This window comes from Streptomyces albipurpureus, assembly GCF_023701525.1.
Classification (GTDB): Bacteria; Actinomycetota; Actinomycetes; order Streptomycetales; family Streptomycetaceae; genus Streptomyces; species Streptomyces albipurpureus.
On record NZ_JAMQAW010000044.1, the window covers coordinates 1 to 17843 of the forward strand.

Consider the following 17843-nt stretch of genomic DNA (forward strand, 5'->3'; position numbering starts at 1 on the left):
GTCCTTCCTCGCCCACACCGGCCTGACCATCCACCCACCAAACCCACCGAACTTACGAAAAGATCTAGTAAGAACAGTTGGGGAGGCGCCGGGGAGAGACAGTGACCCGATGGCCGGGATCCTGCTGTACACGGCGTCCCCCGACAGCGAAGGCACCCTGGGAGCCTGGTCACCCTCGGCGGGCAGCAGCGGCTCGGCGCACTGATCGACCAAGCGCTCGACGCCGCCCAGTTGTGCGGTTCGGACCCTCTCTGTGCCGATCACAACCCGGTCGCCCACGGCGGCCTGCATGGAGCGGCCTGCCACGGCTGCCTCTTCGCTGCGGAAACTTCCTGCGAACGAGGCAACTGCTTCCTGGATCGCGAACTGCTCGTGGAAACGTTCCGCGGCCGGGCAGGAGGATTCTTTACAGCACGCAGGGGGTTGGCGCGGGTTGTTTGGGCCTGGGGTTCTTCGAGTCGTCTCTGTCAGTGGTGCCTCGTAGGGTGCCAGGATGGATTGCGGACGTGAGCTTGAGGGTCATCAAGCTGGTCTGCCTCCTGGTGTTCAGGAGTACTACGCGGACCACGCTGAGGTGTTGGCTGAGCGGTATGAGTCGCTGACCTTCGAAGCGGTCTACCAGGAGCTGCTCTCTTTGCTGCCAGCTTTGCCTGCCAGGGCTGCGGACATCGGGGCCGGCACTGGGCGGGACGCGGCCGCGCTCACGCGGCTGGGGTACTCAGTGACGGCCGTGGAGCCGGTTTCGGAGATGAGGGAGGCCGCCGCGCTCCGCCACCAGGCCGTGTCTGTGTGGCTGGGCGACGCCCTGCCGAAGCTGAGCCTGTTGGAGGGGACGTTTGATCTGTTGCTGCTGTCGGCGGTGTGGATGCACCTGACAACGGACGAGCGGCCGCGGGCGATGGCACGCCTGAGTGAGCTCCTCGCCCCGGGCGGGCGGATGGTGGTGACACTTCGCCACGGCCCGCCGCCTCGGGATCGTCGCATGTTCGACGTCTCCGCCTTGGAGACTGTGGAGCTTGCGCTCCGGTATGGGCTGCGGTTGGTGTATCAGGGTGGGGGCGGGGACCGGCTTGGGCGGGATGAAGTGCACTGGAGCCAATTGGTCTTCGAAAAGACGGAATCGGGGATTCAGGTATGACTGACAGGGGGCTGGTTGTCGTGGGGGATACGTTCTTTGCTGGGGATCCGTCCGCGCGGGCGTCGTGGCGACTTGCGGTGTTGATGGGTGCGAATGCGCGGACGTACAAGTTCGCGTTGGGTGATGCGTTGCTGGATCTGGCGGGTCAGGGGCGGGAGGAGGTCACGCTCGCCGAGCTCGCTGTTCCGTATGCCATGGGCATGGTTCGGCATCTGACGGATGCGCCGCAGGCTCCGGTCAATGTCGCTCTGGGGAACGCGGACTTTCTGGCCGTGGCGCGCAGGGAGGCTGCGGAGTCTCTTGCCGGCGGTCGGCCCACAGAGAAGTTGAGCAAGGCAGCTCAGCGGTCGATGCCCACCATGGTCATGGAGAAGTTCCACAATCTGCGTGGAGTACCAGGAGTGCCGCACCGCTTCTATGAGCTGAAGCGTGACGGACATCATCGCACCGTGGTGCTGACACCCGAGCTCCGCAGGATCGCGATGTCAGAGCAGGGGGTTTTGCTGCGTGGTGAGCTGAACGCCCGCTGGAGCATTGTCGAGAGTTCCTTTGCCGCAGGTGTTGGTCGAGGGGTTGTCCAAGCTGGTATGTCGGTGGATCTCGCTCAGGAGTTCTTGATCGACAAGCGGCGGCGCCGACCGGTGACCCGAGTGAGTGCGGCGTTGATCGGGTTCCAGCACGGGCGGTGCCTCATCTGCAACGAGCTCATCGTGCCGGTCGGGGAAGCAGTGGTCGATCACGTCTTCCCGTACGCGATGATGCGCAGGTTCGAGAGTGTGGGCAACTGGCACGGGCCCGACCTGGACGCCCTGTGGAACCTTGCACCCGCCCATCGTCCATGCAACTCCGCCAAGACCGACACCCCTCCCGGAAGGAAACTTCTGACCCGGTTGGCTTTGAGGAACGAAGCGATCATGCGATCTCCCGAACCTTTGCGTCAGACCCTCAGGCTCAGCCTGGGGCGGGCTCTGGGGGATGGAAGCGCCAACAGCTGGAACCAAATCTTCAACGAGATCAAGGCCCTCTGACCTCCCTAGCGTCCCGAGTTCCCGCTGGCCAGTCCTATTCCTTGGGTATGAGTGGGCGACTACCTGACATGGACCGGACGCTGAGGCCAAGGACCAAGATCAACAGCACCACCCCCTTCCCCGCTCATGCCGCGGCTCTAGTCAAGGACACCGATCTCCCCAAGCCCGATCCTCGCCGACTGACCGGGATGCACCGCCACACCGCACGCCGCTAGGTCGCCAACGCCCGACGCGACTGGGCCGAATACCTCGACGCGCGAGCCGAGGACAAACCAGGAGACGTCGTTCCAGCCGTCGACTAGCCTCGCGAGGCTGTTCTTCCCGCCTCCAGGAGGAGACCGTCATGGCCCAGCCGTTCCCGCCCATCGAACCGTACGCGCACGGTCTCCTCGATGTCGGCGACGGAAACCAGATCTACTGGGAGACCAGCGGGAATCCCCATGGAAAGGCGGCTCTGTGCGTGCACGGCGGGCCCGGCAGCGGGGGCGCCGTGGCAGCCGCAAGATGTTCGATCCCGAGGTCTACCGGATCGTCCTGTTCGATCAGCGTGGCTGCGGTGAGAGCCGGCCTCACGCCTCCGACCGGTCCGTCAGCCTCGACCCCAACACCACCGACCACCTCATCGCCGATATGGAGCGGCTACGCGAACACCTGGGCATCGAGCGCTGGCTCCTCTACGGCGGCTCCTGGGGCTCAACACTGATCCTCGCCTACGCTGAGCGCTATCCCGAGCGAGTCTTCGAGGTTGTCATCGTCGGCGTCACCATGACCCGGCCGGAAGAGACCGACTGGCTCTACCACGGCGTCGGACGCCTGCTGCCAGGCCCCTGGGAGACATTCCGCGACGCACTTCCGGAGGCGGACCGGAGCGGCAATCTCGTAGCCGCCTACAACCAGCTGCTGAACAGTCCTGATGAGGCAGTCAGGGTGAAGGCGGCGCGGGACTGGTGTGCTTGGGAGGACGCTGTCATCGCCCATGAGTTACTTGGTCATCCGGGCGCCTACAGCGACAAGACTGACAGCGCACTGATGGCATTCGTTCGGATCTGCGCGCACTACTTCGCGAACGATGCCTGGCTTGAAGACGGACAACTGCTCCGTGAAGCACATCGGCTGGCCGGTATCCCGGCAGTGCTGATCCACGGCCGACTCGACCTCGGCAGCCCGTTGAAGACCGCGTGGGAGTTGTCCAAAGCGTGGCCAGACGCGGAGCTGAAAGTGATCGACGACTCCGGACACACAGGTAGTCCCACGATGCAGGACGCGGTCCTGGAGGCGATCGCGCGGTTCGGCAAGAGCGGACGGTGATTGGCACCGCTGCGCCGGGCTCTCTCTCCCCACGAGAGAGCCAGAGGACAGGAATAGTGCACGGTTGGAATAACCCCCTCCCGCCAGTAGCTCAGTCCCTCAAGCCTGGCTGCCACTTCACCGAGCCATCCGCAGACGGGGTGATCGAGCGCTACAAGCTCCGCGGCACGGTGTTCAAGGGCCGGCGGCCCACCGGGGATGAGGACACCTGGGTGGTCATCGAGCCGGTCGCCCAGGCGGTCGTCGTGCTGGAAAACCTCACGCGACCGGCTGTTCTACCGGCACGGCTTCCGCCATAGCAGGGAGGGCATCGCCAACACCATCAACGACCTGCTGAACGCTTTCGCCGACCGGGTCGCCGAGGTGCGCCCGCACGAGCCCATCCCGCTCATCGACAGGAAGAAGAGGCGCTTCACCACCCGGCAGTTCCTTCGCCGGTCGCCTGGCACATCGCCTTACCAGCCGTTCGGGGTCGTCGCGGGCAAGATCCAGTACAAGCACACGAAGGCCGCAATGTTCGAGGGTACGCCGGCAGCTCAGCCTCCGGGTTCCGCAAGGAGGTCGAGAAAGAACAACAGATGGCCCGACTGGAGCACTTCCGGCGGCGGTCTGCGAATGGTGTGCTCGACCGGGAGATGGTGCTGGGGCGGTTGGAAGCGAGGTAACGGTGCCCCGGCGGGCGAGTTCGGCCCCCAATCGTACGTTGTCCGGCCCGCAGGGAGAACGCAGGCGTCCCACACGACGAGGCATACCGCCGCGTCTTCGGGGATGACGCGTGAGCTACGAGGTCAGCTGGGAGCCCGAGGCCCTCGCCCAGGCGGAGTAGTTCGCAAGAGCGACGCGCAGGGAGTCCGTCAGGTGTTCACCGCCGTCGACCGCCTCGCCGGCAACCCGCGCCCCAAGGGCGCGTTCGCCAGCGCCGATGTCCTGCGCATCCATGTCGGGATCTACCATGTGATGTACGAGATCAGCGACCAGCAGATCCGCGTCAACGTGATTCACCTTGGCCGCGTGCGCTGAAGACGATGAAGTCCGCGTAGACGCCGCCGACGGGCGGGATCGCTCAGTCTTCGACCCGTGCCCTGCCAGGGGTGACACGGGAGCCGCGCCAGTGCGGGAGGCTGTAGCGGGTGACCAGGGTCCATGCGGTGCGTGTGGGCCCCTGGATGGCGAAGTCCACGGTGAAGCACAGGTCCAGCACACCGGGATACTTCGCAGGACACGGCCCAGTGGGGTCATTTCTTGTCCCTGTCAGTTCACAGTGAGCACGTTGGCCCACAGGTCGCCAGGTGGTGGGACGAGATAGTATCCGCCCCCTGTAGTCAGCAGGTACTTTGCCATCGGCTCATTCTCGAGTCGTCTCTGCACAGCCTCGAAGCCTGTGGCTAGGTTTTGTTGGAAGCACGAGAAGATGATGCCTCTGTCGTCGTTCCCTCGGTCGTAGCTGTAGCTCTGCCGAACGATTGCTGGCGGATTTCGACGGTTCGGGGCGGCGCGTCGGACATGGGAGTCGAGCGGAGTAATACGACCGCTGGGGTCCGCATGGAAGTTGGGTTCCTCATTTCTGGGTGTCCCGTCGAGCCATTGCCCATTGCGGCGGCGTCCGATGATTTGTTCTTGTTCGTGGATGGGATCTCTGTCCCATAACTCGGTGGCGAGGCGAATTATTCGCACGACTTGGTATGTTCCCCCAACTGCCCATTCTGGCTCGCCTTGATCGGCGCGAATCAGGGCACGGGTAACGGTGCCTCGTTCGCTGGAAGCGTTTCCGAACCCCTCATGGAATCCAAATGGATTCCTAGATATCGCTTTTGAATCCTCAGTGCGGTTTTCGCTGCGGAATCCATTGATGTGCCACCGAATTCTCCACTTTGGGAGTGCGGTGTATATCTCTTCGCGCGCTCTCAGTGTCGCTTTGGCGGTAGACCCGCTGAGCTGAATCAGAATGTCCCCGTGACTCTCGGCCGGATTAAGGATATCTCCCGCAAAAGGCGACATTACCCTCAATTGTCGCGACCTCGGCAAGCACTCTCGAATTAGATTGTATCCAAATCCAATTCCTATTGCCTTTTCGGGATTCTTGTTGATTGTTTGACTTAGCTCTCGCATCGCATCAGAGGCCGAGAATTGGTCAGATTTTACATCCAGAGCCGCCAAGGCTTGGTAGGGTTTCGGTAGTGTTTCGCTAAGGGGAACTGGTATTTTTTGTGGAGCCTTGCCCTCTTTTGGTTGAGAGGTAGTGAGGGTAGAAACAGCCACCAAAGGAAGGGTAACGGCCGCTCCCGCGAGGAGTGAGCGTCGGGCAAACCGGGAGGCCATGCAGCGCTCCTTACCGGGATTCTCGGGCGGTGTCATCTGAACGGGCTCAACCTGTTTTGCAGGCGCCTATTCCGAATAGAACCGCTTCGCTATGCAGTCGGCCCCGATGAGTATCGGAATGTGGATCCCTCGCCCGTGACGCAAAGTCCCATGCTGGGTAGCGACTTATCTCCGTCTTTGCGTTGAATGAAACGCTGAATTACTGAATTTGCCTCAGGGGGGAGAAGTTTCGAGGTTCTATTGGCGATCTGCTCCAAGCTGGTTCCGATCGTTATGGATGCGTGATTCAAAGCGGCGAGAGGATATAGGATTTCGCGGGGGTCTTCGAGTCTCTTGCTGGACATCCCAATTGCTACAACGCCTCTCTCGAGCGGTTCTCTGGATTGAGTTCGCACCGCGATAGCTGCCATGCGTTCTCCGTAGGAGCAAAGGACCGCGGCAGAGTCAAGAGTAATTTTCTCCAGAGTGGTTGCTCTCGCTTCTCCGGGTGCCTTCATGAAGTCGGATACTACGGACTCGACAATGGCGTCGAGCTCGTGAGGCAATTTGACTTTCAAGTAACCGTAAAACTTCTTTCCATTCAAAGTCGATGGATTAGTCATTTGCTCATCTTTCTTCTAGCGAGTTGGAGGGATGAGGTAGTTGCCCCTCCAGGAGTATCCGGATTGCAGGAGCTGCTGAATCTCACGCGCAAATACGGTTGGCTCTTGGCGTCGTATGTTCCAGTAGGTTCCGCGGGTGGGGGAGCCTACGTATACTGTTCCACTCTGGTTGATGATTGTTTGAATCCATGCGTCGTTCTTGGCAATCGACCACTCATCATTCTGGACGACTAGTCTTCTGTAGCCAGGCCATGATCCTCCCACGCCTGTGTCTGGAAGGCGCCCAATTACGGGGATTCCTTGACCAGGGCGCCATGCCTCGCTGGGATGAAGGACATGGGTAGGAGCGTTCGGACGCGCCCATTGGTATCCGTTACCGCAGTTGTGCACCAGAACCGATGCGGCCCCTGCGAGTACGTAGTACGTGTGCAGGTCATCGACGGTGAGGTTGTAGACCGTCTGACGTTGGATCCCGTGCGAGATCGCGGTGATCTGTACATGGGTTCCTGCACCGGTCTGTACCCATTGCCCAGGCTGCAGTTTTCCGGCCGGAAGCCATGTGCGCAGTTCAGGGACCCACAACGGGTGGTCCGTTGTCGCGGTGAGTTGGCCGGTGCTTTTCCCTAAGGTGCCGTCGGTGTCGATGGTGAGACGGACGCTGGGCTTGGGGCCGCTGCCTCTGATGAGTGCGGTGACTCTACGAGGCCCGGCGGTATCCGTTTCCGGATCAGCGGAGGCTACCTGGTCTCCGATGGTGACGTCCTTGATCGGCTTTCTGCTGCCGTCGGCCATCAGAACTGGGGTGTCGCCTGTGAAGCTGTTGCGGCATGGCTTGAGCATGCCTCCTACCCCTGCCCCCACCATTCCCAGGGCGCACCCCATGGCGGACGCTCTGCCGACCTGCCCCCAGTTGACCTTTCGGCCGGAGAGGCGTTGCCCGAGCCAGTCAAGGCCACCATCGATGAGCCCGCCGATCGCGCATGCTGCGATCAGGGGGCTGTTTCCCATGGGATCGGTGTAGGTGGTGGGTGAACTGAGGGCGTACTGGTAGAGGTTGGGGCCGCCGGCGTGGCCGATGGGGTCTTGGGAGATGAAGCGGCCTGTTTGGGGGTCGTAGTAGCGGTTGCGGTAGTAGAGGAGGCCGGTGTCGTCGTTCTCGCGGCCGGTGAAGGTGTAGGGGTTTGTGGACGCCGCGCCAGTGGTGGTTGGTTGACCGTAGGGGTCGTAGGTGTAGCGGGTGGCAATGGTGCCGTCCGCGTTGGCCAGTGCTACGACGCTGCCGAGTGCATCGGTCAGATAGAGCTGGGTCTGGCCGTTTTCGGTACGGCTGAGGTACTGGTCCAGGCCCGAGGCGGTGACTGCTGCGGCGGTCTGACCCGTCGCTGTCTGTTCGACGAGTGGATTGAAGGTGTCTGTTAGGAACTTTTTGGTGGTGCCGTTGAGTGTTGCCGTGCTGCGGATGCCGAGCGGATCGTAGGCGAAGGACGAGGCAGGGCTGCCGGTCTTGGTGAGACCCGTCATCTGTCCTCGGGCGTTCCAGGTATAAGTGCGTATGCCGTCGTCGGTAAGTTGGCCGTCCGTGTCGTAGGTGAAGGAGCGGCCGCCGAAGGCGGTGATGCGGTTGTCCTGGCCGTAGGTGGCGCCTGTTTCGGCTGCGGGGAGGGCGATGCTGGCGAGGCTGCCGGTTAAGCCGGTTGGCAGGCCACGGATGTCGCGGGTGTAGTTGAGGGTGCCTACCTGTGTGCTGTTGTGTGCGTAGCCGATGCTGGTGATGGCGCCGGTCTTGTCGTACCCGGTGCTGCGGGTGAGACTCCCGGGCAGGGACGTGGACTGCGCGCGGCCGACGGCGTCTAGACCGAAGGTGATGTTCTGCGATCCGGATGTGATCGAGGTGAGGACGCTGGAGGTGTCGTAGCCGTAGAGGGTGGTGATGCCAGCCGCCGTCATTTCCGTTCGGCGGTCGGCGGTGTCGTAGGCGTAGCTGACGATGCCGGTGGGGCCGGTGACGGAGCGTAGCCTGTCGTAGACGTCGTAGGCGAAGGTTTGGTTTCCTGCTTGAGTGTTTGTCAGTGAGTTGGGCAGGTCGACGGTGTTGTATTCATAGGTGGCGGTGGATTGGGGCTGGCCGGTGGCGTCGATGCCGTATTTGGCGGTTTTCAGCCGGCCGAGGATGTCGTACTCGGCGGTTGTGACTTGCCCGGATCGGTTCGTGGTCTTGGTCGGGCGGTCGGCAGGATCGTATTCCAGTAGGGTCTGGGCGCCGAGTGGGTCGGTCACTCTTTTGGGACGATCGGCGTTGTCGTAGGTCCAGTTGGTGGCGTTGTTGCGGGCGTCGGTCAGCGTGGTGAGGTTGCCGTTGTCGTCGTAGGCGAAGGTGATCTGGTGGCCTAGCGGGTCGGTGACTGCGCGGGGCTGGTTGAGCTTGTCGAAGCTGAAGGTAGACCTTGCTCCCGCAGTGTCGGTGAATGCTGTCGGGCGGCCTGCTGCATCGGTGAACTGGTTTGAGACCCGGCCTTCGGCATCTTTGACGCCAGCGAGGTCGCCGTTGCTGTATAGGTACTCGGTGACTGCGCCTGATGCGTCAGTGATTGTCCTGATCTGCCCTTGGGGGTTGTGCTGGTACGTGGTGACCCTGCCCCTTGGGTCAGTGATCTTTTCCAGGTTGCCGTCTGTGCCGTAGGTGAGGGTGGTGGCGTTACCCAGGGCGTCCGTCAGGGTGGTGGGCTGGTCGTAGGGGCCGCTGTACACAGCTGTGCCAGTGGTGCGGGCTTGAGGTGTGCCGGCTAGTTGGGTGGTTTGGGTGACGTGACCGTTGGCGTCGTAAGTGAGCTCAGTGCGGCGCCCGTATGGATCCTTGACCGCGTTGATGCGGTGGTAGCTGCCGCGTTCGAATTCTGTCGTGCGGGCCAACGGTGATCCGTGAGCCTGGGTGTCCTTGATGCCGTAGCCGGAGGTGTCGAACTCAACCCGTCGGACCGAACCACCTGGCTGGGTGACGGTCGTCGAGGTGATTTGCGCCATCCCGGTCTGGGTGTAGGCGAAGTTGTAGGTTGCACCTTCGGTGAGTGTCTGGTCCTTGACTCGTCCGTCGGGGTAGAAGGTGTTGGTCATGTAGGTGATGCCGCGGGCATCGCTAGCATTCTTGATGCGGTTCGAGGTGCCGTCGTAGGTGTAGGTGCTGGGTTTGCCAGCCGGGTCGATCACCGTGGCGAGTCGCCCAGCGGTGTCGTAGCTGTAGCCGGTCGTGCGTCCAGTGTTGTCGGTGGCTTCTGTTACTCGGTGCTCAGTGTCGTAGCCGAAACTGATCCAGCGGCCGCTCGGGGAGACCACCCGCGTGACATCGCCGCGATTTCCGTCGCGTCGGACGATGATCGTGGTGTTGCCGTGCCGGTCGCGGATCTGCTTGAGCGGGGCGTATTGGGGAAAGACCCACACGGCGCCATCGCGGAACCGCAGCTCCCATCCGTTGTTGGTGTAAGAGATTTTCGAGCCGCGGAATTCGGACGGGACGTCTGTCGGCTCGAGTACAGCGTCTCGGTAACCGGTGCCCGCTGAGGTACGGACGAAGTGGACCTTGCCCCCTCCTGGCAGGTATAGGTCAACTTCTTGCCAGGAGTTCTTGGAGTTGAGGAAGGCGTTGTAGGCGAGGTCCCGGCCGATCCCGAAGGCTCGTTTGCGGGTGTCGGCCTGCCAGTAGGCGCGGGTGGCATCGATGGAGCCGCGCGTGTCTGCTACGGCGAGGTCGGTGCGGGATTCGGTGAGCATTCCAGTGCTGAGCTCGACTGGATCGCCTGAGAGCCAATCGAGAACGTCACTGCTCCAGGAGAGGTCCCAAGGCACGAGGGATGCGATGTTGAACATGGCGCCATGGAAGGACCACACACGAGTCTTAGGATCGGGGATGACCTGACGGCCGTCTGCCGACACCTGACCGTGGCCGTAGACGTACCAGCCTCTCTTCTTCGGGTCGTAGTCCATGAACTCGACCCGCGTTCCTGGGGCTTCCCGGGTGTAGTTCGGGTAGATGATCTGAGCGCCCTTGGGGAAGACGTAAGTGCCGCCCGGCTGCACGGTGAAGTAGACCGGCACTACACGGTTGTCTGGCAGTGGGAAGGGAGGACGGTCCAGCGGAATCGCCGTGATCCCGAGCTCGTTGACCGGATTGCCCTTCTCGTCACGGACCACTGACCCAGTGGGCAGGTGAACTTCGAGACCAGGTATCGCTGGTGTTCTGAGAATGAGATCAGCGCTGGTCGGGGAATCGAATCGGAGGGTGTGCCGGGTGTCGAGAGGGGTCATCCACACGGGGAAGCCGAGGTCGACGCTGCGTCCCGAAGCGGGGTGGACGCGGATATCGAAGCGGCCCCAGGTACGTTGAGTTGTGTTCGCGCTCGCCCCGTTGACTACCACGGTCGTGGTGTCCGGGCTGATGCCAGCCAGGAGGAAACGGCCTTTGCTGTCGGTGCGGGTGGCTTTGGTGCCGGCCGAGACGGTGACCTTAGGCAGGGCGGTCCCGTCGAGCCGGAGGACCCGGCCGGTAAGCGCCGTGATCCCGGGCGGGGCCCGGAGCCGAGGGGGTGCCTTCGGCGCCCCAGGACGGCGGGTGATCCAATCGCTCCCGCGCAGATTCGCCTTGTCAGGCTTCCACGCATCGCGCCCTGTAGGGACTGCCCCGGGCGAAGTAGGCTCGTGGGTCGCTTGCATTGTGCCGCTCGCGCTTGCCGCCACTTGGGACCTTGCTGTGCCGGTGGTTTTGACGCCCAAACTGATGGTTCCTACAGCCTGGGCGTCGGGATCTACTGTCACCGTGTAGACGCCGTTGGCTGGGAGAGTCCCCAGATTCGTGGACAGGGTTGATGCAGACAAGTAACGGCCGTTGACCAGCCACTTATTGTCCGGACCGTAGACCGATAGGTACCAGCCGAAGGGCGGTGCATCCGCAGTGAGAGTGAGTTGCTGCCCCTGAGTTCCGCTGAAAGTGAACTGGCCGTTCTGCGCGGCGGAGGTGACGGTGACCTGCTGTTTGACTCCGTTGACCACGAGCCCGGGACCCATGGCATCAGATATCCGTGTGCCGGTGACGGCGCCGGTCGCTCCCTGAGTGGGCTGAACCAGCACGGTCCACAAACCGGCCAGCAGAGGGGCTCGCAGGTCGACCTCTCCGGTCCCGGTCGAGAGCCAAGCGACCTGGGGTTGCACCGTCCCACCAGGTGTAATGAGAGAGATGTTGCCGCCTAGAGAACTGTTGGTAAAGCGCACTGCAACGCCATCACCGGCTGCTACCTCTACAGTGAATTGCAGTTCCTGCCCGGGCCTACTGGTTTGGCCAGTACCGGAGGGGAGGGACGCGGATAGCGTGCCGGCCGCAGCCGGTGTGGACAGCCACAGAGTCAGATTGCCAGTCGCGGTCCGAGATGGGACGAGCAAGACCGCGTACTTGGTACCCGGTGTCAGCCCTGTCAGGTTGGCGACACCATCCGTCAGTGGCGACACTGTTCCCACGCGTGTACTAGTGCCTCCCTCAGGTCGCAGATAGACCTCGGTCGCCTGGGCAATACTATTGCCAGTGACGGCGAATCCCAGGGACTTTGTCTGCGGTGCGGTGAACTCGGCGCGCAGGCGCTGCCCGGGACGGGTAATGGTCGCGCTGGCGGAGGGGCCGTCAGGTGCGATCGGTATCAGGTTGTCCTCGGACACGCTGAGTGCCAGGGACCCGGTCGACCCTTGATAGGGGTCCAGGACGACACTGTAGGAACCCGTGGCTGGCAAATCGCTCAGGCCAATGGTGGTTGGGGCCCCGGATCCCACAAACTGTCTGTTCACCACAGTGCTACCCGAGGGCGCGATCACGCTCGCGTAAACAGTGGAGGTGAAGGCATTGCTTGTGATGGCCAATGACAGATCGGCGCCGGCGGCAGCCAGGAAGCTCGCTTCCGCGTTCTGGCCAGCACGAGTTACTTCCACCGGAATGGGATCAGCTGATGTGGCCAGCGTTCCCGCGCTGGCAGGCTGCGAGAGTGTCAGCGTCACGGTACCGGTACTGACACCGTTGGGGGCGATGGCGATCGCGTAGGTACCAGTGGTTGGAAGGGCGGAACTGTCCCACTCTTCAGGGCCGTTGTTGGGCACGATGAGCGTGGTGAGCGTTGTTCCATCCGGGCGGCGGAGTGTGAGGGTGTTGTGGGAGGAGAAGCCAGTAGTGGTCACTCCCAGGGACACTTTCTGACCAGCCTGTGCCGTGAAGCGGGCGATACCGTTCTGACCTGGTCGGCTGATGGTCACCGCCGTGGGCGGCGCAGCCGGATCCAGCTCCGCGACGACGGGTTGCGAGACTGCGACTGTGACCGCTCCAGTACTGTTGCCCACCGGCGATACTGTCAGCGTGTACTGGCCACTGACCGGGAGGTTGGTGTACCCCCACTCTGCGCTGTCCTGTATGCCCAGCAGAGATGCGTTGCCGATCTGAACACCCTGCGGATCGATCAGCCGTGCTGTCACCTGTCCGCTGAACGTCGACTGAGTGAAACCAAAGGCGACAGTCTCGCCTTGGTCTGCCTCGAAACGGACTTCGGAGAAATTTCCGACTGTGGATACGGATATCCTCGGTGGTGTTTCATCGGTCGCCGAAGTGAACTCCGACGACTCCAAACGGCCGCCAGGAGCAGGCGTGGCCTGGAAGGGCGTGGTGGAGACCGCTCTGCCATCGGGGGTCTCAACCACGATCGGACCATTCACCGCGCCTGGTGGAACCTTGACCGTCAGCGCCGTGACGGTACGCGTCACCACCTCTGCGACGATTCCACCGCCGAACCGCACAACATTGTCGGTAACACCAGGCGCAAACCCGGTGCCCGACACCACCACTGGCGTGTCCACCGTCCCGGATGCTGGCGTAAAGCTCGCCACAGTCGGTCCCGAAGGTGCAAGCGTGAATGATTCTGTGGATTGAGCGGTCACCCCGCCCACGGTGACGGATACGTTGCCAGCAGCCGCATCGGCGGGAACCTTCACCCTAAGCCTGGTTGCTGATGCGTCGACCACTTCGGCCGTTGTTGTTCCAAACGTGATCGTGTTCGACGCCGCAGTGACAGAAAAGCCCGTACCAGACAGGGTCACGATCGCGCCCACAGCAGCCCTCAGCGGTACCAAGGACAGCACAGCGAGCTGACTGGACACAAACCGGTCGATACCCAGACGATTCCCCGCCTCGTCATAGCGGTACCGGGCTGTCTCCCCCGCAGGGTCGGTCACACCAACAAGACGGCCAGCAGCATCGTAGGCGTACACCGCGTTGTCCGTTGTGGGAGCCGACACTGCCCCACGGACCTGGGGCCCGCTCACAGAATCCACCGACGCATTTGAGGATGTGCCATCCCTGGCCTGGTTCGGCACACCTTGACTGCTGGGCAGCTTGGATGCACCCGGCGATAAGCCACTAGTGGACACCATGTCAGGCGGCTCCGCTTGCGGCGATACCGCACTGGCCGCAAGCGCCAGAATCAGACTACCGACGGTCAACAGCCGTCTGCGATAGGGAATCCATGCCCCGAGCCGTTCACCACGCATGCGCACCGTGCCCCCCTCAAGGCCACTGCCGAGCCCGACGGACTCGGCAGAGCTCGCCAGCACTGCCTCCTTACACGGCGGCACAACTTACCTACGTTCAGTCACAAAAGCGCTACACATGACAGAGTTCGTTCAGACTTCGACTCAGAACAGGCCAGGAAATCGATCAAGTTCGAACCCGACCAAACACCATTCGCCTTAGCCGACACCGGCACAATCCGCCCCATCCGTTCCCAGGCACACTTCGGTCGCTCTCCTCACTACCAGTCATGGATTGTCCAAAAGACATGCAGGTCCACTCCGCGCAGGACCTCCCCGAACACGACCACCGCCTGGAGATCCTCGGTGGCCCCTGTCCGGCATCTACGACCCGCAGGGCGCTGGCAAGGTCCTGTTCGTGGTGTTCGCCGTGATGGCTGAGGTCGAGCGGGAGTTCATCCACGAGCGGACCCTGATCGGCCTGGACACCGGTGCGGCCGACGGCAACCACGGCGGCCGGCCTCCGGCCGTCGACGCCGACATGCTCGCCGTCGCCCTGCGCCGCCGCGACACGAAGGAGTCCGTCACCGCCATCGCCGAGCACCTCGGCGTCGGCGGCTCCACCCTCTACCGGACCCTGGCCGCGTATGACGAAGCGATCGCCACTGGCCGCGAGCCCAGCACACCACGCTCCACCGATGGTGGGGACCTCAGTACCGCCGCTACAGGGGCTTGAGCAGAGGTCATGAGTCGGTGTCAGACCCGGCCCATACCCTCCGGCCGTGACGGACATCCAGACCTCTCAGCCGCTCACTCCTGTCCTGGACGGCAAGACATGCACGGCATTCCCGCCGGGAACCTCCCTGTACCCGCCCTGTGAACGACCCAGGCGGTCCAACAAGCTGTGCGACGCGCACAACCAGCAACGCGCGGCTGGCAAGGAGCTCCGTCCCATCTGGCTGCGGCGACGGACCATGCCGGAATTCTGCACCGGACCCGGGCCTGAGGAGACCAACGATCCGTGCGGTCTACCCGTCATCGCCAATGGACTGTGCAACGGCCACTACCAGCAGGACAAGCGGGGCGGCGAGCTGGCCTTCGCCTCCAGCCAGATCGAGGCCCGACCGGCCTTGGCGACCACCGTGCCGGGCCCTTCGGGGATCTGTCCGCCGCCACGCCGCTGCTCATATCGCCCGGTGGTTCGGTCCGCTCGACAACGGCCTCGTACCGGGACTCAAGGCCCAGCGCCAGGATCTCCTCAGCCGGGTCGTGTCCCGCAGTGGCGGAGTGGGGGATCGGCGGGAGCCAGGTGACGATCGTTCCGCGCCCCTGTCGGGGGCGCACCAGCCCTTCGGCCGCCAGGACGCTCATGCCCGGTTCACCAGACTGCGGGAGGCCTCGTACTTCAGGGCCAGTTCCGGTTCCGGCGGCAGGATCGATGCCGTCGGATACCGGCGGTCGAGGATCTCGCTCCGTAGCGTCGCCGCGATCTCACGGAACCCCAGCCTGACCCGTGCCCCTTCATTCACGAAGCCCCCCACCGACGGCGTTGTGTCCGACTCGATTCGCCGTGCTGGAATCAGCGGGAAGTGATTTTGTGACCGGACCTTCTGCTTCTTGCTGATCAGCGGGCGCCGAGTTGGACGACGGTGACCAGGAGTGCGGTTCGGGTGATCTGGTAGGAGATGATGGCGACGCCGCCGATCTTCTGCAGCACAGACACCCCTCGACGGCTTCCTCACCGGAACCGGCCTCACACTAGACCTCCCACCACCCTCATTTTGAAAGCTGAGTCAGTAGCGGCGGGAATCGGTCTGCTGGGGGCGCACCGAACCGTAGAGGGAGGAGGCTTCAGCTGGATGTGGGGGTGGGGGTGACGCCGAGGGCCTTGCCCAGCCGGGCCACGACAGCCGAGTAGTCGGTGTCACCCTTCATGAGGGCGGTCTTGGCCTTGGTGACCTGGGTGGCATCGTTGGCGGTGGAACCGGTGAGGCACTGGGTCGCGCCCTGCCGCAGGTTCATGAGCGCCGAGGACCACAGTGCCTGGGTGGGCGGGTCGGGAATGGGCTCAAAGTCCTTGATGATATTGAGGTCATGGTCAAGGTCTCTGCAGGCCGAATGGACGTTCCTGAAGTCGGCAGGCGTGCTGGGGTCAATGGCCACGCTGCGCTTGAACCTGCCGAGATTGCGGTCAAGGACGCCCATCCCCTGCTTGTGACGACCCTCCTCGAACCATGCGACGAGCTTGACCTGGTCATCCGCGGAAAGTGTCGGGGCATTGGCAGAGCGTGGTGTGCTGGCGACCGGAGGCTTACTCGCGGAAGACACCGCACCGCTGGCGGGCGAGCCGTCGCTGCACGCAGCAAGGGGGACTACGGACAGAACGATGGCCAGACGGAGTAACAGCGGACGCATGGGGACTCCCTTGAATGAAGATCTGAACACAGTACCGCCGCGCCAAGTTCCCTGAGTCGGATCTTCTGCCCGCTCCGGACACCAGCGGGAATGCGGACCGAGAAGGTACGTCGCTTACTGGCGACCCTGCCCTCCCCTCTACAGATGGCGCAGTCCAGCACCCTCGTTTCGTCGCCTGTGATGGTGCAGGCAGGGCAGTTCTCGTGGGCGGTCATACGCATGGGGATGACCGCGCCGTCGGTGGCTTCGCTTGGGGAGAGCCAGACCTCGGAAGTGACGTCGGCCCCGCGGCTGGGCGGCGGGGTGTCACCGAAGTCACGGTCGTTGATCTCTTCGATGAGGTCATAGACCTCATCGGCGCTGTCCGGCCGGTGGGCGGGGTACTTGGCCAGGAGCCGGTCGACCAGCCGTTCCAGTTCCAGGGGGCGTCCGGGCGCAGGGTGCGCAGTAGGGCGGGCGGTTCGTTGAGGTGCTGGTTGATCAGGTGCCAGGACGTGCCGGTGAAGGGCCGACCGCTGGGGACGGCGGCTGCCCACCCAGCAGCACTGGACCGACCTCGTCGGACGCCGGGGCCAGGCGGTCCTCCTCATCGGGCTGGACCCGCTGATCCGGTCGGCGGACGCCCCGCGCGTCGACGACTACCTTGACACCACGATCACCGCCGGTCGGCTGCTGTTCGGCCTGGCCCACACGCCCTGACGCGCGCCCCGAATGCTCATCAAGGTGCCCAGGTTCAGTCGCAGCTGCCAAAATTTTTCGATGGCCATCATTCGCAGACCCAAACTGTTTCGTGGCAGGCGTCATGGCTCCACTCGAAACCTTCCCTCCGCTGGACTTGCCAAACCCCTGCTCGACCGTGACAGCTCATTTCACCGACGACATCACCGGGACCGCGAAGCACTAGCATCATCGCAGGTCAGAGGGCTTTTGGGCGTGACATGAAGCGCCTTTCGGGTCTAGGCTCTCGCTGTCAGGCAGAGCACGCGGTCCCGCCGGCGGGGCGCGTTCCCGCTCATGCACATCCAGTGCGCGGACGTCTCCGTCAGGGAGGCCCGATGAAGCGTCAGAAGGGTTCCGCGTCAGAGCGATGGGGCTCAGTAGAACGAGCCGCACACCGCCTTCGGCGATGGATGCCTGCGGCAGCGGCAGTCATCTCGATCGCCGCGAACAGTGTGATGATTCTCAGCAAATAGCCTAGCTAGGACCGTCCACACGGTGGGGCCCTGACCGGCGCGCTCCTGCGGCCAGTCAGGGCCTCGCTCGGTCAAGCGCCGTGAATCAAGCGCATGAACTGGTCGAAGGCCAACTCAGCGATCAGAATATATGACGCCCTGTCACAAATGGTCCTCAGCCTGCGACTATGAGGCGACATCAGCCCTGTGACCAGCCGGAGTCTGCCGTGACAGCACGCCGCCACGCCCTGATCCCCACTCTTCTCCTCGCCGTCTCGCTCACCGGTTGCAACCCCGGCGCCGCCAGTAGCGAATC

At 63.2% G+C, this 17843-nt stretch carries 11 protein-coding genes and 1 pseudogene; 7 read left to right on the top strand and 5 right to left on the bottom strand.

Going from position 1 to position 17843, the window contains the following annotated elements; all coding sequences use genetic code 11:
* The first annotated feature begins 493 nt into the window (after positions 1 to 493).
* The 6 genes and pseudogenes from NBG84_RS31345 (at position 494) to NBG84_RS31370 (ending at position 4494) form a co-directional block, all read left to right on the top strand.
* Entirely contained in the window at positions 494 to 1138 is a 645-nt protein-coding gene (locus NBG84_RS31345; protein WP_250923059.1) for a class I SAM-dependent methyltransferase, read from the top strand.
* The gene (locus tag NBG84_RS31350) at positions 1135 to 2166 is read left to right on the top strand and encodes an HNH endonuclease (RefSeq protein WP_250923060.1); all 1032 of its coding nucleotides are present in this window, start codon (positions 1135 to 1137) and stop codon (positions 2164 to 2166) included. The genes NBG84_RS31345 and NBG84_RS31350 overlap by 4 nt, the downstream gene beginning before the upstream one ends.
* 47 nt (positions 2167 to 2213) lie before the next feature.
* Positions 2214 to 2381: a hypothetical protein gene (locus NBG84_RS31355; protein ID WP_250923061.1), complete on the top strand. Its 168-nt coding sequence runs from the start codon at positions 2214 to 2216 to the stop codon at positions 2379 to 2381.
* Between the two features lie 128 nt (positions 2382 to 2509).
* A pseudogene (gene pip, locus NBG84_RS31360) lies at positions 2510 to 3474 on the top strand (prolyl aminopeptidase).
* A gap of 56 nt (positions 3475 to 3530) precedes the next feature.
* Positions 3531 to 3773 carry a hypothetical protein gene (locus NBG84_RS31365; protein ID WP_250923062.1) on the top strand — a complete coding sequence of 81 codons (243 nt, stop codon included), beginning with the start codon at positions 3531 to 3533 and terminating at the stop codon, positions 3771 to 3773.
* Positions 3774 to 4332: 559 nt separating this feature from the next.
* A complete protein-coding gene (locus NBG84_RS31370) occupies positions 4333 to 4494 on the top strand; it encodes a type II toxin-antitoxin system RelE family toxin (RefSeq protein ID WP_250923063.1) in 162 nt (53 codons plus the stop codon).
* A 43-nt stretch (positions 4495 to 4537) separates the two neighbouring features.
* On the opposite strand, the gene NBG84_RS31375 is transcribed toward NBG84_RS31370, so the two are convergent.
* The 3 genes from NBG84_RS31375 to NBG84_RS31385 all read right to left on the bottom strand — a co-directional run bounded on the left by NBG84_RS31375 (position 4538) and on the right by NBG84_RS31385 (position 13682).
* On the bottom strand, positions 4538 to 4675 hold the full coding sequence (locus NBG84_RS31375) for a hypothetical protein (protein WP_250923064.1): 138 nt from the start codon (positions 4673 to 4675) through the stop codon (positions 4538 to 4540).
* Positions 4676 to 4725: 50 nt separating this feature from the next.
* Entirely contained in the window at positions 4726 to 5733 is a 1008-nt protein-coding gene (locus NBG84_RS31380) for a Dyp-type peroxidase (RefSeq protein ID WP_250923065.1), read from the bottom strand.
* Between the two features lie 677 nt (positions 5734 to 6410).
* On the bottom strand, positions 6411 to 13682 hold the full coding sequence (locus NBG84_RS31385) for an RHS repeat-associated core domain-containing protein (RefSeq protein ID WP_250923066.1): 7272 nt from the start codon (positions 13680 to 13682) through the stop codon (positions 6411 to 6413).
* Between the two features lie 676 nt (positions 13683 to 14358).
* Between NBG84_RS31385 and NBG84_RS31390 the strand changes: the two genes are divergently transcribed.
* Positions 14359 to 14676, top strand: a complete 318-nt coding sequence (locus tag NBG84_RS31390) for a helix-turn-helix domain-containing protein (RefSeq protein ID WP_250923067.1) — start codon at positions 14359 to 14361, stop codon at positions 14674 to 14676.
* Positions 14677 to 15307: 631 nt separating this feature from the next.
* Here the strand turns inward: NBG84_RS31390 and NBG84_RS31395 are convergent.
* On the bottom strand, positions 15308 to 15469 hold the full coding sequence (locus NBG84_RS31395; RefSeq protein ID WP_250923068.1) for a GntR family transcriptional regulator: 162 nt from the start codon (positions 15467 to 15469) through the stop codon (positions 15308 to 15310).
* 322 nt (positions 15470 to 15791) lie between these two features.
* Complete coding sequence (locus tag NBG84_RS31400; protein ID WP_250923069.1) at positions 15792 to 16355, bottom strand: hypothetical protein; 564 nt, start codon at positions 16353 to 16355, stop codon at positions 15792 to 15794.
* Positions 16356 to 17843: the final 1488 nt, after the last annotated feature.